This window comes from Hymenobacter sp. HDW8, assembly GCF_011305775.1.
Taxonomy (GTDB): Bacteria; Bacteroidota; Bacteroidia; order Cytophagales; family Hymenobacteraceae; genus Hymenobacter; species Hymenobacter radiodurans.
This window is the reverse complement of record NZ_CP049907.1, coordinates 3,596,093-3,619,615: the sequence shown is the minus strand read 5'-3', so window position 1 is coordinate 3,619,615 and position 23,523 is coordinate 3,596,093. Positions and strand designations below refer to the sequence as shown.

16 protein-coding genes and 1 other RNA gene are annotated in these 23,523 nt (G+C 53.8%); 4 read left to right on the top strand and 13 right to left on the bottom strand.

Annotated elements, in window-relative coordinates:
• Position 1: 1 nt before the first annotated feature.
• From G7064_RS15415 to G7064_RS15400, 4 genes are all read right to left on the bottom strand, one after another.
• The gene (locus G7064_RS15415; RefSeq protein WP_166074285.1) at positions 2 to 541 is read right to left on the bottom strand and encodes an RNA polymerase sigma factor; all 540 of its coding nucleotides are present in this window, start codon (positions 539 to 541) and stop codon (positions 2 to 4) included.
• A 367-nt stretch (positions 542 to 908) separates the two neighbouring features.
• Positions 909 to 3,941, bottom strand: a complete 3,033-nt coding sequence (locus G7064_RS15410; RefSeq protein ID WP_166074284.1) for a M16 family metallopeptidase — start codon at positions 3,939 to 3,941, stop codon at positions 909 to 911.
• A 403-nt stretch (positions 3,942 to 4,344) separates the two neighbouring features.
• Positions 4,345 to 6,810: a TonB-dependent receptor gene (locus tag G7064_RS15405; protein WP_166074283.1), complete on the bottom strand. Its 2,466-nt coding sequence runs from the start codon at positions 6,808 to 6,810 to the stop codon at positions 4,345 to 4,347.
• Between the two features lie 166 nt (positions 6,811 to 6,976).
• Positions 6,977 to 7,477, bottom strand: coding sequence for a MarR family winged helix-turn-helix transcriptional regulator (locus tag G7064_RS15400; protein WP_166074282.1), 501 nt, complete (start codon positions 7,475 to 7,477; stop codon positions 6,977 to 6,979).
• A 252-nt stretch (positions 7,478 to 7,729) separates the two neighbouring features.
• On the opposite strand from G7064_RS15400, the gene G7064_RS15395 reads away from it, so the two are divergent.
• A complete protein-coding gene (locus tag G7064_RS15395; protein WP_166074281.1) occupies positions 7,730 to 9,874 on the top strand; it encodes a carboxy terminal-processing peptidase in 2,145 nt (714 codons plus the stop codon).
• A gap of 110 nt (positions 9,875 to 9,984) precedes the next feature.
• Here G7064_RS15395 and G7064_RS15390 read toward each other — a convergent pair whose 3' ends face one another.
• From G7064_RS15390 to G7064_RS15370, 6 genes are all read right to left on the bottom strand, one after another.
• Complete coding sequence (locus G7064_RS15390) at positions 9,985 to 10,872, bottom strand: DUF4097 family beta strand repeat-containing protein (protein WP_166074280.1); 888 nt, start codon at positions 10,870 to 10,872, stop codon at positions 9,985 to 9,987.
• Positions 10,869 to 11,111, bottom strand: coding sequence for a hypothetical protein (locus G7064_RS22480; protein WP_240935526.1), 243 nt, complete (start codon positions 11,109 to 11,111; stop codon positions 10,869 to 10,871). Before G7064_RS22480 ends, G7064_RS15390 begins: the two co-directional genes overlap by 4 nt.
• Positions 11,108 to 11,740 (bottom strand): hypothetical protein, encoded by a 633-nt coding sequence (locus tag G7064_RS15385; protein ID WP_240935525.1) that lies wholly within the window; start codon positions 11,738 to 11,740, stop codon positions 11,108 to 11,110. Before G7064_RS15385 ends, G7064_RS22480 begins: the two co-directional genes overlap by 4 nt.
• Positions 11,688 to 12,620: a HEAT repeat domain-containing protein gene (locus G7064_RS15380; protein WP_240935524.1), complete on the bottom strand. Its 933-nt coding sequence runs from the start codon at positions 12,618 to 12,620 to the stop codon at positions 11,688 to 11,690. Before G7064_RS15380 ends, G7064_RS15385 begins: the two co-directional genes overlap by 53 nt.
• The gene (locus G7064_RS15375; protein ID WP_166075164.1) at positions 12,610 to 13,134 is read right to left on the bottom strand and encodes an RNA polymerase sigma factor; all 525 of its coding nucleotides are present in this window, start codon (positions 13,132 to 13,134) and stop codon (positions 12,610 to 12,612) included. Before G7064_RS15375 ends, G7064_RS15380 begins: the two co-directional genes overlap by 11 nt.
• A gap of 279 nt (positions 13,135 to 13,413) precedes the next feature.
• Positions 13,414 to 14,898, bottom strand: a complete 1,485-nt coding sequence (locus G7064_RS15370; RefSeq protein WP_240935523.1) for a sensor histidine kinase — start codon at positions 14,896 to 14,898, stop codon at positions 13,414 to 13,416.
• Between the two features lie 308 nt (positions 14,899 to 15,206).
• Here G7064_RS15370 and G7064_RS22475 point away from each other — a divergent pair, with 308 nt between their 5' ends.
• Genes G7064_RS22475 through G7064_RS15355 form a run of 3 tightly spaced genes read left to right on the top strand, consistent with a single transcriptional unit; the run spans position 15,207 to position 18,917 of the window.
• Positions 15,207 to 17,474: a sensor histidine kinase gene (locus G7064_RS22475; RefSeq protein ID WP_240935522.1), complete on the top strand. Its 2,268-nt coding sequence runs from the start codon at positions 15,207 to 15,209 to the stop codon at positions 17,472 to 17,474.
• Positions 17,471 to 17,860: a response regulator gene (locus G7064_RS15360; RefSeq protein WP_133273986.1), complete on the top strand. Its 390-nt coding sequence runs from the start codon at positions 17,471 to 17,473 to the stop codon at positions 17,858 to 17,860. The genes G7064_RS22475 and G7064_RS15360 overlap by 4 nt, the downstream gene beginning before the upstream one ends.
• Before the next feature lie 10 nt (positions 17,861 to 17,870).
• On the top strand, positions 17,871 to 18,917 hold the full coding sequence (locus G7064_RS15355) for an adenylate/guanylate cyclase domain-containing protein (protein WP_133273987.1): 1,047 nt from the start codon (positions 17,871 to 17,873) through the stop codon (positions 18,915 to 18,917).
• Between the two features lie 21 nt (positions 18,918 to 18,938).
• On the opposite strand, the gene G7064_RS15350 is transcribed toward G7064_RS15355, so the two are convergent.
• From G7064_RS15350 to G7064_RS15340, 3 genes are all read right to left on the bottom strand, one after another.
• Complete coding sequence (locus tag G7064_RS15350) at positions 18,939 to 19,547, bottom strand: hypothetical protein (protein WP_166074279.1); 609 nt, start codon at positions 19,545 to 19,547, stop codon at positions 18,939 to 18,941.
• Positions 19,548 to 20,761: 1,214 nt separating this feature from the next.
• Positions 20,762 to 21,132, bottom strand: a transfer-messenger RNA (tmRNA) gene (gene ssrA, locus G7064_RS15345).
• Between the two features lie 152 nt (positions 21,133 to 21,284).
• A complete protein-coding gene (locus tag G7064_RS15340; RefSeq protein WP_166074278.1) occupies positions 21,285 to 23,468 on the bottom strand; it encodes a prolyl oligopeptidase family serine peptidase in 2,184 nt (727 codons plus the stop codon).
• Positions 23,469 to 23,523: the final 55 nt, after the last annotated feature.

Below are 23,523 nucleotides of genomic sequence, written 5' to 3'. Positions count from 1 at the left end.
GTTAGTTGAAATAGATGGTGCGCAAGGCTTGTAAGGCCCGGTGCGCTTTTACTTTGGCCGCGCCCGCTGTGCAGCCCAGCATGTCGGCTATCTCCTCGTAGCTGAAGCCCTGGAAGCGATGCAGCACCAGAATTTCGTGCTGAGCCGGGGAGAGCTGAGCCATTGCTTCGTGCAAATCCTGTTCGCGGTCGGCGGCGGCCGTGTGGCGGAAGGCAGCTCCGCCCAATGCCCCTTTACGCTCTACTTCTACCACGTCGGCAGTGCGCATGCGCTGCTGGCGCTGCCAGTGGTCGGTGTGCACGTTGCGGGCCAGTTGGTAGGCCCAGGCCCGGAAAGGCTGACCGGACCGGTAGCTGGCTCGGTACTTCAGCAGGCGCTCAAACACCGTTTGCGTAAGGTCCTGGCTGGTTTCGTAGTCGCTAGTGAGGCGGTAGAGGAAGTTGAACAGTGGCCCTTGGTAGCGCTCAAACAACGGCACTACCTGGTCGAGGTCATCGGCCTGCACAGCTGCCATTAGTTCTTCGTCGCTTCTGGTTTCCACCGCGTGAGTTTTGGGGTTGAATTGCAGCGAGTACCGGGAGATTGGGTAATCGTTACAAGGGTGCTGAAATATTTTTTCAGGAAGGCAAAAGGTAGCTAAAACCCCAGCCTCATGCCGACGATGGCCCGGCTACTTATTTAGCCGAGATGTCTATCATAAATCACAAGTAAAAAAGCCCCCCACTGTAACTGTGCTACCGTGGGGGCTTTTTCAGTAAGCCTAGCTCGAAGATGCCTATCATGATTTGCTAGGATTAAGGCCTAACAGTGGGGCGTGGTGGGTTAGTCTGCATAACTAAAATATGTACTCGCAAAAAAGCCCGGCTCCTCACGGAACCAGGCTTTTCAGGGTATTCTACTGAAAAAGGCTACTTGGTCTTTTCTGTTTTCTCTTTAATCTTCATCTTCTTGCCGTCCTCCGACTTCATCTTCCGCTTGGCCTTTTTATCCGTGGCCGGCGCCGCTTCGGGCGCGGCGGCCGCCGGGGCGACCACGTTGTAGGAAGCGGACATGTCGGCTTTGACGGGGTTGCCATCCAGGTCCAGTTCGATGACTTCATAGCCCAGCTTCTGCAACTCGGGCAGCTGCTGCTTATCGCCGGTCACTACCAACACCATGCTCTCTAGGGGCAGGTACTTTGCGGCGCTGGCCTTCACGTCTTCTTTCGTGAAGTTCTGCAAGATCTCCGTTTGCTTTTTCAGGTAATCCGGCGTCAGGTCGTACTCCAATAAACGACCCAGGAAGGCGGCTTTCTGCTGGCCAGTTTCGTAACGCAAGGCATCGCTCTGGCCCACCGACGACTTGAGGAACGCCAACTCTTCATCCGTAATCCCAGTCTTGCGATACGAGTCGATTTCCTTGACAAACTCTTTCACCGACGCAGCCGTAGCATCGGCCCGCACGCCCGCGCTAGCCGTAAAGGGCCCAGCGTAGCGGCTACCGGAGTAGCCTGACCCAGCCCCATAGGTGTAGCCTTTGTCCTCGCGCAAATTCAAGTTGATGCGCGAGTTAAAAGCACCACCTAGAACGTAGTTCGAGAGGTAAGCTTTGTAGTAATCGCCCGTCGCATCGTAGGGCAAGGCCACATAGCCAATACGTATTTCCGATTGCGCGGCCCCGTCCTTATTCACAAAGTAGAGCTTGGTCTTGTCCGGCTTGGAGGCCACCGTAGCAGCTGGAAGGGTTACTTCCTTGCGGCTCCAGTTTTGTAAGAAGCCTAGCTTCGAGACCAGCGCCTGCTGCTCCACGTCGCCCACGGCCACGAGGTGCGAGATGTTGGGTGCGTAGTTCTGGGCGTAGAATTGCTTCACGTCGTCCAGGCTGATGCTCTGCACCGAGTTCTGCGTGCCGCTGGTCGGGATGCTCATGATGTTCTCGGCGCCATACAGCAGGCGGCTATACGTCTTGTTGGCAATCGTGACCGGCTGCGTGTTCTGGTTAGCAATACCTTCCAGCGTTTGCTTCTTGATGCGCGCAAAGTCGGCCGCGTCAAAGCGCGGACGCATCAAGCGCTCTTCTACTAAGGCCATCGTCTGGTCCAGGTTTTTAGTTAACGACTGCACGTACACCGTCGTGTTGTCGGCGCCGGCGCTAACCTGCACGGTGCTACCCAAGCGGTTTAGGGCCGCGGTAAACTCTTCGCCGGTGTATTTCTGCGAGCCTTCATTCAGCATAGCGGCCGTGAGCGAGGCAATGCCGGCTTTGCTCCGGTCAGCTTGCTCTAAGCGGTGGCCGCCGCGAATGGTGAGCAGCATCGTCACCGACGGGATTTCCGTGTTGCGGGTGCCCATTACGCGCAAGCCATTCTTGAATTGCTCCTGCCATACCGCGGGTACTTGCACGACGGGGTTGGTGCCGCTCTTGGGCTGCTGGCTGCGGTCAAACGTATCCTTGGCTTTGACATAGGTCAGGCCTTTATAGACATCCGCCGGGGCTTGGTAGCCTTCTTGGGAAACCGTATAGTTATCTGCCTTCGCGAGCAGATTAGGAGCCGTCTTGGGCACTACGCTTACTAATACCGCTTTCTTGCCTTTGATGTATTGGTTGTAGACGCGCACTACATCGGCTTTGGTCAGGGCGCGTAAGCGCTTCAGATCTTCTGGCAAGCGGTTCGGGTTGCCGGTGTAGGTCTGGTAGGCAGCTAGCTGCGAGACCTTACCGCTGACGCTTGCTAGGCTGTTAATTATCTGCGCTTCCCGGCTCGACTTGAAGCGCTGCACCTGCTCGTCGCTGACGCCGGTTTTGTCAAACTCGGCCAGGGTCTGACGCACGAGTACCTCCGTGCTATCCAAACCTTTGCCAGGGAAACTTAGAGCCGTTATGTTAAATTCTCCGGCCAACTCCGAACAGGGGTGAGAAGCCGACGCTTGAACGGCTTTCTGGTTCTTGACCAGGTTTTTATAGAGCAGTGAATTCTTACCCCGCCCCATAATTTCTGCCAACGCATCCAGTGGTGTTTCGTCGGGGTGGTACTGCGGGACAGTCGGAAACACCATTTGCAGCATGGGGAAGCGCACATTGTCTTCGTAGCTGACATAACGGTCGGCCGTGAGCTTGGGGGCGGGCAGCTTCATGTTCTCCACGGCCGGACCGCGATTGATAGAGCCGAAATACTTCTCGACCAACTTCACTACCTCGGCCGGCTTCACGTCGCCACCCACCGTGATTGTAGCGTTGTTGGGGCCGTACCAGCGCAGGAAGAAGTTCTTCAGGTCGTTTACGTCCGACCGGTCCAGGTCTTCCAGGTAGCCAATGACATCCCAGGAATAGGGATGGCCATAGGGGTACAGGGCTTTATACAGCGTTTCTTCGGCTCGGCCATAGGGTACGTTGTCCACGCCCTGACCTCGTTCATTTTTGACGGTTGAGCGCTGCACCTCAAACTTTTGCTGCGTTACCGCGTCGAGTAGGAAACCCATCCGGTCGGCTTCCAGCCACAAGGCCGTTTCGAGCTGATTGTTCGGCACGGTTTCAAAATAATTAGTGCGGTCCCGGTTGGTAGTCCCGTTCAGATTGCCGCCCGAGGCCGTTACGGTTTTAAAGTGCTGTTCGTCGGCCACGTTGTCCGAGCCCTGGAACATCATGTGCTCGAAGAAGTGGGCAAAGCCCGACTTGCCCAGCGATTCGCGGGCGGAACCCACGTGGTAGGTGACATCCACATGCACCAGCGGGTCGCTGTGGTCTTCGTGCACGAGTAGCGTCAGGCCATTAGGCAGCACGTACTTCTCGTAGGGAATCACCAGCTCCGAGCCCTTGCGGGTGACTTTCTCGACCAACTTGGTGCCCCCGGGTGCAGGCGCTGGCTTGGTAATTTTCTTCGGGGCGGGTGTTTGCTGAGCCACGACTGGGGGCAATGCTAGGGTAAGGCCTAGGCCCAATAGCCACAAGGATTTAAGGGGCATAAAACGGACGTTCTACGGGGGTGAAAAAGGAAGTGAGGCGAGAGAATATGATCGACCAGAAAGGAAGGCGCATATTTCCATCCAATATTACCTATTTTTTATGATGTTTTTAGCTGGCTAGCTGGTTGAAAACAGGGAAGGTTTTGCCCACGTTTTAAGCCACCCTATAGCTACTGCTGGCATTGTTCTTTATATAGTAGTAGCGGTGCCTTGTAACTGATTCCGCAAAGGCCCACAAGAGGAAGTGTGGATGGCTCACCTTCTAGCAGCTCCGTGCAATGATCAGGATTAGAATTTAACACACATCATATTTGTGGTGCTAGGCAGCTGTCTATTTTCCACGAAAAAAAGCCCCCCATCTGTAACCGCGCTACAGTGGGGGGCTTTTTCGAGAAAGAGGATGTTACGATCCGCCGGCCCGGCGCTTCTCATCCTCGGCGCCACCTTGCCGGCGACGCGTAGGCGCTAGTTTATCGTTGCCAAAACGATAGGTAAAGGAGAGCGTGGCCACCCGCGAATCTTGGCGCTGGTAGAAGCGCTCCACGTAGTTATCGTAGGCCGAAACGGCGCGCACTCTGTTCGTATAAAACAGGTCCGTCACGTTCAGCTTGATGTTGCCCTTCCGGTCCCACACCGATTTCTGCACGCCTAACGACACCTGCCCGTTGGGCTTCACGCGCAGGAAACCATACTGTTCGCCCGATTGAAAGCGGGTATTCAATTCTGCCCCCCAGCCCTTCTCAAACGTGAAGGTGCTGTTGCTGGTGATGTTAAAGGCCGGCCGACCTTTATTGAGCGAGGTACCCGCCAAGTCGCCAACGAAGCGGCTGTAATAGAACACGGCGTTGTTGTAAATCTGCCACCACTTCTTGACTTCCAACGGAGCCGTCAGCGTCAGAGCGTAGTAATCCTGACGGCTCAGGTTTACGCTGGTTGATACAACGGTCGAGTCTGTTTCGGGCTGCACCACGCCAATAATAGGCTGATCGGTGCGGCTGTAGCTGAGCGTGCTGGTAAATTTCTGCTTGAAGGTGTGCGACAACTCCACGTTGTAGCTGGTTTCGGGCAACAGATTTGGGTTGCCCGCTCCCGAAGTAGTCGGATTGATAATAATCCGGAAAGGATTGAGCTGCCCGTAAGAAGGGCGGTTGATGCGCCGGCTCAAGGTCAAGTTCACCTCGTTTTTGTCGTTGATAGTGCGCTTAATAGCCGCACTGGGAAACAGTTGAGCGTAGTTGCGGCGAAACGAACTGTCGCCGACCACCTGGCGGCCGATGGCCTTGGTTTGCTCTACTCGCAACCCGGCCTGCAAGCTGGTCTTAGCCAGCGTCCGATTCAGGTTCACGTACGCTGCCCCAATGTTTTCCTCGTACTTAAAGCGGTTGGTACGGCTGGCGTCAATGGTCGTGACGCTGCCTTCGGTATTGCGAAATACCACGTCATTATCAGATGTTACTCGACTGATTTTGGCGCCCGCCTCCAGCCGCGTTTTGCGGGCCAATGGCTGGATGTAATCCGCTTTGGCCGACATGATGGCCAGATCTCCCTCCTGGTCCCCTACGAGCAGATTACTAGTTCGCTCGCGCAGCAAATACTCGGTGCGCTGTCCCTGGAATCGGTCGAGGGTATAGCGGGCGTAGTCTACGTCGGCGGTCACTTCGCCGCTATTGGCTGAGTCGGCAAAAGTGTGCTTGAAGTTCAGGTTAGCCGTACCATTTGCCGACCGAAAATTTCGGTCGGTAGTAGCCGTGTACAACTCGGCCAGGGCACCTGTAGCGTCGAAAAGCGAGGTATTGTTGCGCGCTAAGCCCGGTCCTTTATTAGATAGGCCGCTGAAGGCCGCGCCCACCACCGTACGCTCCGAGATATTATAATCCAGACCGGCCCGGCCGCTGTGTGTTTTTGAGCGGCTTTGGCTGCTGTTTTGTTGGTCGCTGCTACCGGTCAGCACTTGGCGGCCCGTACTATTATCAAAGAAATCGCGGTAGATATCCAGTTTGCCAATGCCTTCGCGGTCGGAGTAGGTGTAGCTCCCAAATGTATTTAAGCCTTTACGGCGGTTGTTCACAGAAAAGCCCCCCATCAGCTTATCGTAGGGGCTGCGGCCGTAGCTAGCATTCACCGAGCCGTTGGTGCCTTGCCGCTGGTCTTTTTTAAGGTTGATGGCAATGATACCCGCGCCGCCCTGGGCGTCGTACTTGGCCGGTGGGTTGGTTATCAGCTCAATGCTTTTCAACTGGTCGGCGGGCAAGGCGCGCAGATAGTCAGCTAGCTCGGTGCCCGTCATGGGTTGGCGCTTGCCATCAATGAGCACTAATACGCCCTGACGGCCACGCAACGCCAAGTTGTCGCTGCCATCCACGGTTACGCCGGGGGCCCGATTGAGCACGTCGAGCGTGGTGTTGCCAGCGGCCAGCGTCGAGCCTTCCACGTTTACTACCGTGCGGTCGGCTAAGCGTTCATAGAGTGGTTTTTGACCAATTACCGTCACCTCTTTCAGCGCCGTAGCCTGGCTCGACTTCAGCACCAAAGCGGGCAGCGTGTAGTTTTCCGTCGTCACTTCAAACGGCCCCGACCACATCCGCACAAACCCCACTTGCGCCGCCGACACCAAGTACCGCCCCGCCGCCTGCTCGAAGCGAAATGCTCCCTGCGCATCGCTAAACTCGGTTTTGACCATGGCAGAATCGGCGGCCCGGTGCAGCGTGACGGTGGCATACTCAATGCCAGCACCCGCATCGGCACTACGCACAGTACCGCTCACCCGACCCTGAGCCGCCGCACTCAAGCCAGCCAGTAAGCCAGGTATAAGAAGATAAAAAACGCGCTTTGCAGCCAGTGAGCACCGAAAAAATGGAAGACGTAGCATGTATGTAGGGAGAAATGTATGGACACGATGAGGAGCGTGACCATTTTGGCCACGGTACTGACTAGCAAGAAATCAGGGGCAGCTTACAGCGAAGCTGGGGGCAAATTTGCCTACTTAGGCGGGCGGCGGACGATAACTTGTATGCATAGCAACGACTTTATAGCGCTTAAGAACCTTTGGCAACTGGCACAGGATTCTGGGTAGCAGCGTCTGTAATTGGTGTTTCTGTAGGCGTCACCGGTGAGGGAAGGCAATTCGTATAAATGCGCTCCAAGCTGCGGCGCACCTGATCTAGCGTGGCCTCGCTCAGGCCATCCAGGGCGGTGGCGCGGTTGCTGAGTACCACCGGCTGCACCGCCACCAGCGTGTCGTGGCCGGCCGCCGTTACCCGCAGTTGGGTGCGCCGACCATCGTTGGGCAACGGCTCCGCCCCTATCAGGCCGCGCTTCAGCAGCAGGGCAATTATGCGGGCAACCGATGCTTGATCTTTGAAAACCCGGTCGGCGATGTCGGCCTGGGTTAAATCGTCGTGTTCGTCAATCACGCGCAGCACCAGCCATTGGTCTACCGTGATATCAATACCAGCCCGATCAATGTTGGCTTGCGCGAACTTGCGGTATTGCCGGATGGCCCGGTCAAGGGAGTAAAAGAGAATTTCGTTTAGCATCACGAAAGATTTCGTATTACAGACTATGACATGTCATTGAAGTTGCACGCAAACGAAATAATTTTTAATGATATATCATAATGATTGGGGCCTGCGTCAGACTTCCTGAAATAATTTCAGCTTTAGGAACAACCTGCTTGCTCGACTTCCATCTTTCTCTTATTCCGGCTTCATATATGTTGTAGTAGAATCCGTATTATCTCTTTGTTGGGTGTTTTCACCTTGTTTTCTTCTGTTTTGACTCGCTCCGCCATGCTTTCTACTCGCGCTATTGCCACCTACGGCACCGTTCTTCTGCTCGGTATTTCTGGTTTAACGTCCTTTAACTCCCCTCCTTCTTGGCTTAGCAAAGACAAGGTCTTGGTCAATAATCCGAAGGATGAAGTGCTCTTAAAAACCTTAGTACAAGGCTTAAGCGAAGCACATTTTCAGCCGTTGCCCGTCGACGACAAGTTTTCGCAGCGGGTATTTAAGCTGTATTTAAAGCGCCTGGATTCCGGCCACCGATTCCTGCTGAAATCTGATGTGGAACAGCTTCGCAAGTATCAGAATGAGCTGGACGACGAGCTGAAGAAAGGTGACCATCCGTTTCTGGATCTGAGCACCAAATTGATTGAACAGCGTATCGGCGAAACTCAAACTTTATATCGGGAATTGCTGGCCAACCCTTTCGATCTGACCGTGGCCGAGTCGTTTGAGACCGACCCTGACAAGCTGGATTACCCCGCCGACGCCGCCGCGCGCCGTGACTACTGGCACCGACTGCTCAAGTATCAAACGCTGGTTCAGGTATCCGATATGATGGACGAGCAAGCTAAAAAAGCCGAAAAGCCGTTGGCCTCGAAGCAAGCTGGCCCTGTAACCAAGCGCACCGCGGCGGAGCTGGAAGCCGAAGCCCGAAAGCGCGTACTGAAGTATTATGATGAGTTGTTCAATGATATAAAGCAGACCGACGCGGCCGACCGACTGGCTCTCTACGCTTCCGCTGTTACGAATGCCTACGACCCGCACACCGAGTATTTTGCCCCCCAGGACAAGGACAACTTCGATATTGCCCTAACGGGGCGCCTCGAGGGCACGGGCGCGTTGCTCGATGAAAAAGACGGTCAGATTTCGGTAGCAGACATTGTGCCCGGCAGCGCCGCTTACCGGCAGGGCGAGCTCAAAACCGGCGACATCATCCTGCGAGTGGCACAAGGCGATGCGGAACCCGTAGATATAACCGGCATGCGCCGGGACAAAGTGGTGAAGCTGATTCGGGGTAAGAAAGGCACCGAAGTACGCCTGACGGTGCGTAAGCCCGACGCCAGCACCCACGTTATCAGCATTATCCGCGACGTGGTTATTATCGAAGACACCTATGCTCAGTCGGCGGTGGTGAATGAAGGCGGACGCAAAATCGGCTACATTCTGCTGCCCAGCTTTTATGCCGACTTCAACCATAATGGCAGCCGCAGCTCGGCCACCGATGTAAAAAACGAATTAGAAAAGCTGAAGAAAGCCGGTGTGCAGGGCGTCGTCCTCGATTTGCGCTTTAATGGTGGCGGCTCGTTGCAGGATGCGGTAGAAATGGCGGGCTTGTTTGTAAAAAATGGCCCTATGGTGCAGATAAAAAGCCGGCAGCGGGCTGCCCAAATCATCGGCGACCCCGACAATGATGTGCAGTATGAAGGCCCGTTGGTAGTGTTGGTGAACAAATACAGCGCCTCGGCTTCCGAGATTCTGGCCGCTGCTATCCAGGATTATAAGCGGGGGCTAATTCTGGGCAACACCACTTACGGCAAAGGCACTGTACAGCAGATGTTCGACTTGGATCAGGTGCTGCCCGCCACCTTTGACAACCTGAAGCCTTTCGGGTCGCTCAAGCTGACGGTGCAGAAGTATTACCGCATCAATGGTGGCTCCACGCAGTTTAAGGGCGTTACGCCGGATGTAGTAGTGCCGGATGCTTACAGCACGCTTGGCGAGGGCGAACAAGACACTGACTATGCGTTGCCGTGGGACGAAATTGCGCCCGCCAATTATAAAACATGGTCTGGGGCAGCTTCCCTGCCGCAGCTAGTGGCAGCTAGTAACAACCGCGTGGCTACAAGTGCCGGTCTGAAACTTATCACCGAATCGGTGCAGCGGATGCAGAAGCGAAAGAACGACACCAAGGTTTCCCTAAATCTGGCCGGCTACCGGGCCGAACAGGAACTGACGCGGGCCGCTTCCAACAAGTATACGGAGTCGCAAAAGCTGCTGCCAGCTCTGGAAATTACCCCCCTTAACCTCACGGCCTCTACGGCTACCACTGCTGACACCACGCTGACTAATCGCGCTTCTCGCTTTGTGAAGCCTCTGCGGAAGGATCTGGCCTTGCGTGAAGCTGTGGCTGTGATTAAGGATGCGCTCTAGGGGGCTTTTTTAATCTTGTTATAGGTGACGTTTCTATAATCGTCTGGTATCCTTTCTGGCACCTCACCAGAAAGGACACCAGACGATTATTACTTAACGACCAACCTTTCCTACTTGGCCTTTCGGATGTACAGATTGCCATTTAGCGACTTCATCATTACCTCGGCGCCGCCACCATTAATCTTGCCGTAGCTCCAATCATCGGTGCTGACCCGATAGGTGCCGCCCTGAGCTGTCTTGTTGACTTTGGGTGCGCTTTTTTCCGTGGCCAGATCGAAGTCGCTGTAAATCTCGCCCATATCAGATTTCATCTTGAAGGCGGCTTTAGCGTTAGCAGGAAATGTCACGTCAACTTTGCCGTTCACGGTAGAGAAAGCCATAGGAGCACCGCTAGTAACGTTTTTGAAGGTAGCTACCACGGAGCCGTTCACCGTGTTGGCCACCGCCGAACCCGACACCTGCTTGAGCTGCACGCTGCCGTTCACGTTGCTAACTTCCAACTCCCCGCTCACGTTTTCCACCACAATATCGCCGTCTTGCACCGTGCCGATTTTCAGCGAAAACTGCTGTGGCACTTTGATTACCAGGTCGATAGGCTGCTGCCAAGAGTTTGTCTTGATATAGACTTTATTGTCTCTTTCCTCGGCTGTCAGGTCGAAGCTGGGGTTTCGATCGATGCGGCGCATTCCGGAGGCGTCGCCAGCCGGAGCGCTTCGGCCGCGTCGTTCGCCGCGGGCTGAGGCTTCAATCACAACGTCTTTGCCATTGTAGCCCACCACATTAATGGAACCGCCTACTAGTTTCACGTTCAAGGAACCGGGCTTACCGGGCGAGGTCAGCGCTACGACTAACTGCTCTTTTACCTGCTCACTTGTTTGCTCCCTCGTCCTCTCCCGAGTTTGGGCGAGAAGCGGCAGCGAAGGAGTCAGTAACAGTGCTAGAAGACTGGCTTGGAGTAGTTGGCGAAGGCGGAATTGACTATGCAAAGGGGATTTCATTTGGTTTGCTGTTTGATGGTCACGTCGCCGTTGAGGGTCTCGAAGCGGAAGTCCTTTCCGCCCTTACCCAGCCGTACCGCTGTGTCCTTGGTTAATTTGTATTTGGTACCGCTGCCAGTACTTTGCTTGTTTTGAGTGACTTGTACCGGTAGCGTTTCCACTTGGGGGAAGTCCGTGAACAGCTCGCCGTGCATGCTTTTGAAATGCACATCCGCTGAGAAGTTGGCGGGATACGTCACTTTGATATCCCCATTGATGGTATTGTAGGAGGAAGCTTCGGGGGGCTGGCCAGGTAGGTAGCTTCCACATTGCCGTTCACGGTGCGCGCTTTCGTGGTGCCCTTCACATTCTTGAGCGTCACTGCCCCGTTCACGTTATAGGCCCGCAGCGTACCGCTGACATCCTGCACCATCACTTCACCATCATTTACCGTCGAGACGTGGACGTGCATTTGCGACGGCACTTTCACCACGTAGTCGATGGTGGCTTTGTATTCTATGTCGCGGTCATTGTTGCGGTTGTTATTGCGCCGGGGGCGAGAGTCGTACGGCTCAGAGATGTAGGCGATAACGCTGTCGCCGTGCTGCTCAAAGCCTAGCTTCACCTCCTTTACGCCCTGTTCAATGGTTTTCGCATCGGGGCCGGTGATGGTTTTCGTGGCTTCGATAACCACTTTATTACCACTGTAGCCTTGCACACGCACGGAGCCGAAAATGTTGTAGACGGCCAGTGTACTGCGCGCGGCGTCGCCGGTGAGCGTAAACTCTTTATTGATTTTTTCAGTGTTTTCGCGGTCTTGAGCCCAGAGTTGGCAGCTAGACAATAGCACCAGCAGACCGATCAGGCTGGGGAGAAAGGAACGTTTCATCGTAGTCGTTTGAAGTGGAGGGCGCAGCAGGCTGGCCGTTTGACAAGTTTTTGATGCTTTCTTTGATCTTATCTTTCACAGTCTGATCCAGATCAGGCTGCTTGAGCAGGCGGCGTAAGGGCTGAACCGACCGCTTTTCCTGGAGCTGCACCATCACATCGGCCAGGGCCGACTGCACCAGCGGCGATTCCTGCTGTGGTAGCGACTGCACAAGGCCCATTCTTACTTTCGGCTCATCGGCCAGTTCGGCCAAAGCTTCCAGCGTGGCGAGGCGCACGTTCACGTTATCGTCGTGATTCAGAGTGCTAAGCAGGGCGTCGATCACGCGGTCATTGGGGCCGCTTATCTCCTTCGTGTAGCTCACGGCCCGCAGCCGCTCACTGGCCGAGGGATTTTTAATGAGCGAGAGCAGCATCACCTGGCGCATTTGTTCTACCTGCGTGGTCAGCGTGGCGAGTTGCTGCTGCTCCGGCGTGGCGGCTGTTTTTTTGTTATTCAGCCAATAGCCGCCTACTAATCCAATGGCCAGCAAGCTGAGGCCGTACGCCAACCGCACCGCGTACTGGGGCAGCATCAATGCTTGTAACCAGCCAAAAAAGCCCCCCAGTGGATTAGCCGACGCTGTGGGCATGGTTTCCTTGTAGGAAGCGAGCATCGCGTAGAACTCGGGGCGCAGGTTTTCGCTTGGCTCCGGCACGGGCACGCTGCCCAGCATTTGCCACATCTGCTCCATGCTTTGGAGCTCTTCCTGACACTCGGGGCACTTGGCTACGTGGGCCTCCAGCGCAAACCGTTCGGCATCCGGCAGCTGGTGGTTTAGGTAGTCAGCTAATTGTTCTTTTATGTGGTCGCAGTTCATTGCCTTCCCGTCAGTTTTCAATTCGCAAGTAGATTGTCTTCAACTCATTCATGGCCCGGTGCACGCGCACCTTCACGGCCCCTTCGGTCGTGTTCATCACGCGGGCTATTTCCTCGTATTTCAATTCCTGGAAGCGGCTCAACACCAACACCTCGCGGTTTTCGGCACTTAGCTTGGCCAGGGCGCTGTGCAGGGTAGCTACTTCCTGCTCGCGCTGCAATTGCTCATCCGCCCCCATTCCGCCGCCAATTTTCTCGGCATAATCGGCCACGTCGGAATGCCGAACCGAGTGCCGATTCTTCTTCACATGGTCGGCCAGCACGTTGCGGGCTAGGTGGTACATCCACGTTCTGAATTCCCCGTCGCCAGTGAAGGTGTGACGGTATTTCAGCATCCGATAGAACACCGTTTGCACCAGGTCTTCGCTGGCTTCGGCCTGGCCCAGCATGTGATAGAGAAAGCCGAACAGCTTGCGGTGGTAGCGCTCAAAAAGCAACCCCATCCGGTCCACGTCTCCGGCCTTCACCCGAAGCATGAGCGCATTGTCTGTGAGCGAGTTCAACCGGTTGAAAGGTAGTTTTTGGGCTTATTTTGATGTGGACACCGCGCCAACTCCCGAAGGTTACAGGAAGTCGTTAACTTTTTTTGAAAAAGCCCCCCAAGCCACTTTATCTACGCTTTATCTGACTGTAAAGCGTAGATAAAGTGGCTTGGGGGGCTTTTCTGAGGAAAACATGAAATTGCGATGCCCGAGCGGCGCAGTTGCACTTAACTATTAAGACGTCAATACGCGTCTCTACAGCAGCCTACTAGCTCAGGCGCGCACCTCCGGCAACCACACCGTAAACTCGCTGTATTCTCCATACTCGGAGTTCACCGTGAGGGTGCCGCCGTGGCCTTTGGTGACGATGTCGTAGCTCAATGATAGGCCCAGGCCCGTGCCTTCGCCCGGCGGCTTGGTCGTGAAAAAGGGGTGAAAAATCTTGTCAATCACATCCAGCGGAATGCCCGTGCCATTGTCGCGCACCCGCAGCAGCACGCCATTCACTGCCCGCTGTGTACTCACCGACACGGTTGGCTTATAATTACTCCCGGGCGGCAGCTGCGTGGCCTTTTTGTGCACCGCGTAAAAAGCATTGGTAAATAAATTGAGCAGCACCCGGCTGATATCCTCGACCACCACGGTTATCGGCCCCAATTGTAGGTTGAAGTCGGTAGAGAGAGTGGCGTTAAAGTCTTTGTGCTTGGCGCGCAGGCCGTGGTAAGCCAGGCGTAAATACTCGTCGGCCAAGGCATTCAGGTCGGTGGGCTGCCGTTCGCCCCGGCTGGCGCGCGAGTGCAAAAGCATTCCCCGCACAATATTGCCAGCGCGGTCGGCGTGCTCATTTACCTTTCTCTGACTTTGGGCCAAATCATCCAGCAACGACGTTATCATCCCCCTGCGCTTCTCCGATATTGCCTCATGGTCGAGTTCCTGGCGCAGTTCCTCCACCAACTCTATTCCTACCTCCGAGAAGTTATCAACGAAGTTGAGCGGGTTCTGAATCTCGTGGGCTATACCGGCCGTGAGGGCGCCCAGCGAGGCCAGTTTTTCCTGTTGCACCAGTTGGTCCTGCGTGTTCTGCAAATGCTCCAGCGACTGACCTAGCGTCTCATTTTTCTGGCTCAGCATCTTCTCCTGCCGAAAGTTTTCGGCGCGGAAATAGTACACCACAAAAAACAGCGTCATGAAAAACAGCAGCACATTGGCGTTATAGAAATAGGTGCTATCCTTCACATAAAGAAAAGGTTGTACATGCTGCATTGCGTAGCGCACCACAAAATAGGCGGCCACGTTGAGCGAAAACAACATGAGTATTTTCCAGAATTTGCGAAAGAACAGCATGGCGACAATGCTGTTCGAAATCAGGTAATACTCTACGCCGTCGTACTTGCGGGCAATGGCAATAAAGGAGCATAACACCGTAACGCTCAGGATACAGTAGTACGCCGAGGCATTGTAGCGTCGGTAATGATTGAGAATAAAAGGGGGTAAATTCAGGAATACGCCCGCCAAGCAAATCCGAAACGTCAGCCAGTCCGGGGAGTTAAAGAACACAATGACGTAGCCGGTATAGATGGCAATTGTGATGGCGCTAATCCCATTCAGCAGCCGCACCCTTTTCCATTGCCATTCGGTAAGCTCCTTGTGCACCCCAATATTGATGAGGCGCTTCCACATTTCCAGAAAAGGCCAAATCAACCTGGCCAGAGGCCCAGCCGGAGCACCATCCGCAGCCGACTTGTGAAGTGTGAGCATAGCAGAACTAACTGACCAAGGATAGATTAGCGCTAAAGTCAGCGAAATGACAAGGGTGCGTCGCTATCGTTGCTTATGGCTAAGGAAATGAAACAGATAGGCTGAATGGTTAAGATTAAGTAATTTAGTTGAAATGGATTCATTTATAATTGTTCCACCTATAATCATACTATATTTAATACTGATCATCCTCTCCCTTAGGCCTTATGCAGGCCGGTTATAATGCCTGTTCTATTCCCTCCCGCTCCTGCCTAATCAGGTAGTAGCACTTTGCTATCCTACGAGCATAACCGGCTGCTAAAGCTGGTATGCTCGCCACCGCATCAGAAGCGCCACTGCCTATTATGCACTGCTATCTGCCCATAAGAGTTCTCATGCTGCTGGCACTGGTTTTTGCCATACGGGCAGGAGTGGCACAATCAGGCAGTGACACGGCTGTTTACTTCGATAAAATGCCCCCCGGGGGCATTGTGCTCGACAAAGGCTGGAAGTTTCAGCCCGGCGACGATGAGCAGTGGGCGCAGCCGGATATCGACGACCAACGCTGGCAACCGATCAACCCAACCCTTCCGCCCCGGCAGCTGCCGCAGGTGCAGCAGGCGGGCATTGGCTGGCTGCGGCTACGCTTCCGGGTAAGCCCCGAGCTTCAACGCAAAGCCCTGATCTTGAGCATTGCCCAATACACCGCCTCGGAGGTGTACCTGAATGGACAGCTGCTGCGTCAATACGGAGTGGTTAGCTCCATACCGGTGCTGGTACAGGCTTACTGGCCCAATCGGGAGCCTATTGAGTTGCCCCTTTCTGAGGAGGGCGAGCAGGTATTGGCCATTCGGGTTGCGCACTGGGGGGCTTTTTCCGTCTTCAACGATTTTTTTGTTCCTACTTTCTTTCAGGCACACTTGGCTGGGCTACAGCAGATCGAGGAAAATTTTCAGATGGAGTCCAAATATAAGGTAGCCGATATGCTCCTTTTTGGGGCTCTGCTCCTGCTTAGCACGCTGCATGTCGCGTTCTATTTATATAACCCCAATCAGCGGGCTAATTTCTATTTCGCGCTGTATACCATGGCCGAAGCCAGCGCCTTTTTCTGTACTGGCTTTCTCGATGATATTGGCGCGCATGGGCTCCGCCTGGGAATGGATATCGTGTCTTACGCGAGCCTGCAGATAGGGAGCGTGTTAGCCGTTCGGGCGCTCTATAGCTTCTTTTATCTGCGGGTTGGGCGCATTTATTACGCCCTCTGGATAGCCAATATTTTCAGCCTGTTGCTACTGATGTTCGGGCAAGGGTTCCATTGGTATCCTACCGTCGGCTTTATGCTGCTAGTTACAGCAGAGCAGTTGCGCATTACCGTAGGCGCCCTACGGCAAGCGAAGCGGGCAGCGGGCATCATTGCACTGGGCTTCGGCATCGCCTTCGTACTGCTGCTAGCATTTGCTTTGCTGTCCGTAGTACAGCCAGAAATACTTCGGCAGGAAGTACTTGGAATTCCGCTGCATACGATGCTCACGTTCTCCGCTTTTCTGTGTCCCGTGCTTGCTATTTCGCTGTTTCTGGCCTGCCGCTTCGCCCTCGATAGTCGCCTGCTCATGATTAAGCTGGCCCAGGTACGTCGGCTTTCGGCCCAGGCTACGGTCCAACAGGAGGAGAAGCAGCAACTGCTGGCGCAGCAGAATGAGCTATTGGAACAGCAGGTGCAGCAGCGCACGGCCGCTTTGCAACAAACCCTGAGCAACCTGCAAGCCATGCAGCAGCAATTGATTCAAAGCGAGAAAATGGCCAGCTTAGGCGAGCTGACGGCCGGCATTGCCCACGAGATTCAGAACCCGCTCAACTTCGTCAATAACTTCGCGGAGGTAGGCGTGGATTTATTAGCCGAGCTAAAAGCTGGCCCTTTGCTCAGCTTGCCTGATAAGGAGCGAAAATCGGCCGCGGAGCTGGTTGATGACTTATCGCAAAACCTGGAGAAGATCACCTACCACGGAAAGCGCGCCGATAGCATTGTGAAGGGCATGCTGGAGCACTCGCGCGCCAGTCGGGGCGAGCGGCAGCCCACCGACCTGAATGCCTTGGCCGACGAATACTTGCGCCTGGCTTACCACGGCCTGCGCGCCAAGCACAAAGACTTTAACGCTACCCTTACTACAGATTTAGATAAGAATCTGGGCCTTGTAGAGCTTGTACCGCAGGAAATAGGACGTGTGCTCCTCAATTTGATTAACAATGCTTTCTATGCCGTCCAACAAAGGCAACGGCTAGGCCAGGCCGGTTACCGGCCCGAAGTGTGCGTGGCTACCAAACGCCTGAAAAATGAGCAGGTGGTTATCTGGGTGAAGGATAATGGCATGGGCATCCCGGAAGTAATTCGGCAAAAAATCTTTCACCCCTTTTTCACCACCAAGCCGCCAGGCGAAGGCACGGGCCTGGGCCTCTCGCTCAGCTACGACATCGTCACCAAAGGCCACGGCGGCACCCTCACAGTCACGACGAAGCCAGGCGAATACACGGAGTTTGCAGTATCCCTACCCGTCAGTCAGGAACACGTACAGACACAAACGCTAAGTTATTCCATATGAGAAAGATCTTGGTTGTCGACGATGAGGCTGATGTGCGGCTCCTGTTTGAGCAGCGCTTCCGACGGGAAATCCGTGACGGCGTATTTTCGTTTTCCTTTGCCTTCTCCGGCGAAGAGGCGTTGTCGTACTTAGAACAAGAGCCACATTATTCGGAAGTAGTGCTGATTTTGTCCGACATTAATATGCCGGGCATGAGTGGCCTGGAACTGCTTCGCCTGATAAAAAAAGACCATCCGATTCCGCCTCCCTTGGTGATGATGATTACCGCTTATGCTGATGCCGAGAGCTACAACAAAGCCATGGAGCTGGGAGCCAATGATTTTTTATCAAAACCACTTGACTTTGCTACGTTAAGGCAAAAACTTCTTCTCCTGAATACTATCTGAAAGCCGCGCTATGAAAACCAAAATACTGGTGGTAGATGATGAGGCTGACTTAGAGTTGCTGATCAAGCAGAAGTTCCGACGCAAGATTCGCGAAGGCACCTATGAGTTTCGTTTTGCCCACGATGGGCAGCAGGCGCTGGATAAGCTCAAAGAGCAGCCGGATGTCGATATCGTTCTCTCTGATATCAACATGCCCGTGATGGATGGGCTGACGCTGCTAACCAAGCTACCCGAGGTGAACCCAACCCTGAAAACCGTGATGGTTTCGGCTTACGGCGACATGCAGAATATCCGCACGGCCATGAACCGCGGCGCCTTCGACTTCGTGTGCAAGCCCGTGGACTTTGCTGACCTGGAAGTAACCTTGGAGAAGACAATTGCGCAGGTGCAGCAGCTGCGCGAAACTCTGCGGGCCATTCAGGAAAACAACATCCTGAAGATGTACGTGGACGAAACGGTCATCAACTTTATGGCCCGTCCCGGCTTGGAAAACCGCCTAATGGCGAGTGAAAGCATCGAGGCCACGGTAGTTTTTATTGATATCTGCGGCTTTACCGCGCTGGCCGAGAAGCTACAGGCCGATGCCTTAGTGCGCTTGCTAAATCTGTATTTTGATCAGATGGTGAAGGAGATTATTGCGCAGGGCGGCTACATCGACAAGTTTATGGGCGACGCCGTGATGGCGGTTTTCCGGGGCACTTTTCACCTCGACCGCGCCATCGATGCGGCCTTATCAGTGCGGACCCTGCTTCAAACCAACGCGGAGCCCCTCCCCGATGGCATCACCTACCGGCCTGATGTAGCCATTGGCATCAGTACGGGAGAAGTAGTGTCAGGCAATATCGGGTCGGCATCGCTGAAGCGGCTAGATTATACCATCATCGGGGATACCGTGAACCTGGGGCAACGCTTGCAGTCGGTCGCCCAGCCCGGACAGATTCTCATTACCGAGGCTACTTATCAGCAGGTAAAAGAGTCGTTCCAGTGTCAGCCCGTACAGGAGTTCACTTTAAAGAACAAGGCCAAACCTGTGATGACGTATGAAGTAGTATCGTAGCGGAGCCGGCAACCAAGCCGGTTATAACGGCGGCGGGGCCAGTACCGCCTTTATTTTGGTACCAGCTAGTAGCGAGCCGCCGGCCACGCGGTCCAAGCGCAAGTCTACGAACAGGGAGCCGTCGGTGCTGATATGACTGCCTAGTACTACACCGCTCGCGGCGAAGGTCTTATCGTCTGCGCGACTAATATTTGCCCCCCAACCTGGCGCAACAGGCTGGGTATAAAGACTGGGGGGCATTATTTGAATCTGAAACGGCTCTAGTTCCAACAGCGAAGCTACCACGGTATTAGGAGACAGGTAGGAGCCGCCATCAACTAGGCGCTCAGCAACTAAGGCATTCACCGGTGCCACTACAAAGTTGTGGTCGTAGCCCTTCACCAGAATCTCGCCTTTGTGCACGTATTGCCCTGGCACGAAGAATATTCGCTTGATTCGCCCTTTGGTACGAGCGAGCAGCGGAGAATGACGGCTTGTCGTCACGATGCCTGGCAACTCCTCCAACACAGGCCGCGGCGCGTCAGCGAAAGCAGCTTTGCTCGCTAGCCCAGTTTTTTGCGCTACCCGTTGATCTGCATCGTCTACTTTCTCTGCCAGCGAGCCGCTCCACCAGCATCCGCTACAGCTCATGGCCACCAACAGGGCTATTGCGGATAATCTTGTAGCAGGCGAAATGAATGTGTACTGATTGCCCATAAATAAAGTATTTGCCTAAAACCAAACACTACTAATGGCATTATTTAAAACCTTAAATCATGTCCTGACTGGTTTCATGTTCGCGCGCTCGAAGCCCGAATGGAAACCACATTTCGAATAAGGTAAGTGCTTTACTCAGGTTGTCACCTCATGGAATCCATATTACCAACCAGCCTGATAAAAGCTCATTGATTGAATGGGTATTACTGCCAGATCAACTGACAACCCAATATGCACCTCCATTTAAAGTAATTATATGTCAATCGGGTGGGCAGCCCATCACAGGATAGTTACTAGCCCTTTGAATCTCCTACAGCTTTAGTAAGAGTACTAAAATACACTTTTTTAAAAGTATTTCAATATACTATTGAATGTTTCTATTAAAAAAAGCCCCCCATTATGTCCATATCTTTGGTGGCTCTCTACCATTAACTTAATATTCAGTTTGCATCCATTATATAAACCAAATCGGGCATAACCTGCGACTAGCAGCATGCCATTATCTTTCGATTCGGGAAAGGTTTGTGTGATTATCTATTCACTCATGTAGCGCCACCGGGCATGAGCCTTGCGCCGAACAAAAAGTAAAGTACGAGGTGCCACTGACGTTCGCGGGCCCTCGCTTTGGGGCGTGATTTTCTCCAGTGTAGCTGCTTGGCTACTGGAGAGCAGTACTTGAACGCGTAGGCTTGAGGAGCAAATAGGGTAGCGCAACAAGAGATTCAGCGCAGTTTGTATTTCTTTTTCAGTTGCCATAACCTAAGAATAGAAAGCTTATTGTTGAGCTACCAATCTCATGCCAATACACTGACAATATAATAATAGTATTTTTATTATTAAAACAAGATTGAGATTACGAAATTTATTAATAAATATTACAAACACAATGCTATTTCTTTCACTTACCGGGCGATTACAACAGTTGAATCCGTAAAGAAATTTTAGGAACTTATATAACTAAAATAACGCTGCGCTATCAAATTTCAAATTCATCTAGTTGGCTTTAAAGTCATCGGCTGCTACACCTGCTCTTAAACTATTTGACTAGAAGCTAATATTCCCATTCACCAATAATTAGCGAACATCCTATAAACAGTACCGAAGCAGTAACAAAAAAAGCCCCCGAAACCGGGGGGCCTTTTTAAATAACGTGGAGCTGCAGGGATTCGAACCCTGGTCCAGACAAGGAAACCGACGAGCTTTCTACGTGTGTATCTATGCTTGAATTGTCGGGGAAATCCGGGCGCATATCAGGCCTTTAGATCTCCCTTAGATGCAGTTGTTTTCGCCTGAGCATCACACCTCTGCCCAAACTATCCCTTTACTTACGACGTCCCGTGCTCACCCGTGAAAAGGAAGACGGATGCGGAACGATGGCATTACTTAGTACCTAGACTAAGCAGCCATGGCGTAGCTATACTCGCCATTTACTGTTCGAATGACTTTTTAACAGGAGATCCATTCAACTCCTGACACGCTTACTCGCGACCTGCACAAGCTGTCAATTCCAGTCAGCCCCAAATTAGAAAGAACGATGCCCGCGCCGAAGAGCGGGGTGCGAATGTACGCACATTACGGAGAAAACGTTGCTGGGGGCTTTTTTGTTCCCGCAAATTGCCCCCCAGCCCCAGTATAAAGCCCAATAATCGCCTCCTACACGCCGCTAGCTCCCTACTTCATAGCAGAGGTTTTGGGTTGGAAGGCCGGCACTCCGGTTTGCCAGAGCCCGAAGGCCAACAAGTCGGCCATGGTTTCAAATTGCTTCTGCTTGGAGTCGCCGATACCGTGGCCGGCGTCGTAATCGGTGAAGAACAGGATGGGCTTCCCGGAGGCGTTGCTGGCTTGCAGGCGGGCGGCAAACTTGGCCGGCTGCCAGGCAATAACGCGCGGATCGTTGAAGCCGGCCGTAATGAGTGTGGCGGGGTACTTGGTGCCCTCCTTTAGGTGCAGATAAGCATCCATCTCCAGCAGCGCCTTACACTCATCTTCCTTGGCTACGGTGCCAAACTCGGGCACGTTTACGGGGCCATTAGGCGAATTCTCCATTCGGATGGCGTTCAGGCAGCCCACCTCCGGCATCGCGACGGCAAACAGATCGGGGCGCTCCGTCATCGCCCGGCCAATGAGGATACCGCCGGCGCTGCCTCCGTTGATGGCGATGCGGCCGGGAGCGGTATACTTGTTCTTAACCAAGTATTCGGCGCAGGCAATAAGGTCTTTCCAAGTGTTGGGCTTCGTAGCCTTCTGTCCGGCTTTGTGCCAAGCTTCGCCCATCTCGCCGCCCCCGCGCACGTGGGGCACCGCAAATACGCCCCCCTGTTGGGTCCAAAGCAGGTAAGGTGGGTAAAAGAACGGGTTTGCGGAAATGGAATAGGCACCGTAGCCCACCATCAATACGGGTGCAGAACCGTTGCGTGGAGTACCTTTTTTGTACACCAACGACAAGGGCACCTGCACCCCATCGTGCGAAGGCACCATCAGTTCCTCCACGACCAGATCGGCAAACTCCGGGTACTGCGCTTCGGAGGAAATGGGCTCGGGTGTAAACTGCTTGGTAGCGGCGGTGTAGCGGTAGCGGGTACGGTCGGTGGTCCAGCCTACGGGCAGTATCCACAGGTCGGGCGATTCGGCATTCTTGGTTTGCAGCGTAATGGTTCCGGCGGCTTGGGGCAGCGGAATACGCTCCACGTTTTTGTCTCCTTTGGCCACGAAGTAAAGCGAGGCTTCTACCCCATTCTTGGTGCGCACGAAATACAGTCCATCTTTCGTGACTTTGAGCTGCTCCATATCAATGGCCTCGTTAGGGCTTTCCGGCACCAGCAATTCGGCGGTAGCTACATCGGGCTTGGCCACCGGCATGCGCATGATTTTCTGGCGGGGGGCATTTTTGGAGGTTATAAAGTACACATACTTCGCATCGGTCGCGAAATTAGTAACCTCCTGCCCGGGCTTGAAAAGTGGCTTCCAGGCAATTTTGGGCCGAGCAAGCTCTGCTACCGGAGCGTAATATATATGCTGATACCGATCTACGGAGCTGATAAGACCATACAGAAGCTTGGTGTCGCGGTCGTAATAAGCGTAGGGATAGTCGGAGGGCCTGATGCCTAAAGTCGGGTAGAGTTTGGCCGAAAACACCGGCCGGTCCTGGCTGGGTGGCGTACCTACTTGGTGCAGCAACGACTGCGTGTTGAGGCGAGCCGTCGGCTCGTTCACATCGCGCCCATTCAGAGGCACGTAGGTAAAGCTGTTACCGTCTTGAAGCCACTCGCCCACTCCCCAAGTATTCTCCAGCTTTTCAAGGTAGAGCTTTTTCCCGCTCACGTCCATAATGCGCAATGTGCCTACTTCAGCGCCCTTTTCGCTAATCTCAAAAGCCACCTTAGAGCCATCGTAAGAGGGCGAAAAGCTGTTGACGGTATACACTTTCCCTGTCTCAAACGCTTCCGGGTCGAAGAGCAATACCTCGGTCCCTTTGTAGCCGTCGCGGCAATACAGCTTAGGCTGCTGATCCTGGGGGCGAATTTTAAGGTAGAAGTAACGGTCGTTATCGGCTATTTTCAACTCGCGTACCTGCTCGGCTTTGCGCGCATCAAACTCCTTCATCTTATCTAGAAGCCCCTGACGCCCCGGAATGGCATTCAGCGTCTGACGAGCGTAGTCGGCCTGCGCCTTCATCCAGGTCTGGACGGCCGGGTCGGTTAGGTTTTCAAGATTGCGGTAGGGGTCAGTTACTTTGACACCAAAATACTCGTCAGTAGCCGGGACCGAGGGCGCCGCTGGCGGATTTGTTTGTGCCCAGGTTAGCCCAACGGCTTGAAGCGAAAGCAGACAGAAAGCCAATAGCGTTTTTTTCATGACAGGTCTGGTTAAGGTTGGTATGAAGACTGAGCACTGTATAGATAAAAGCTTG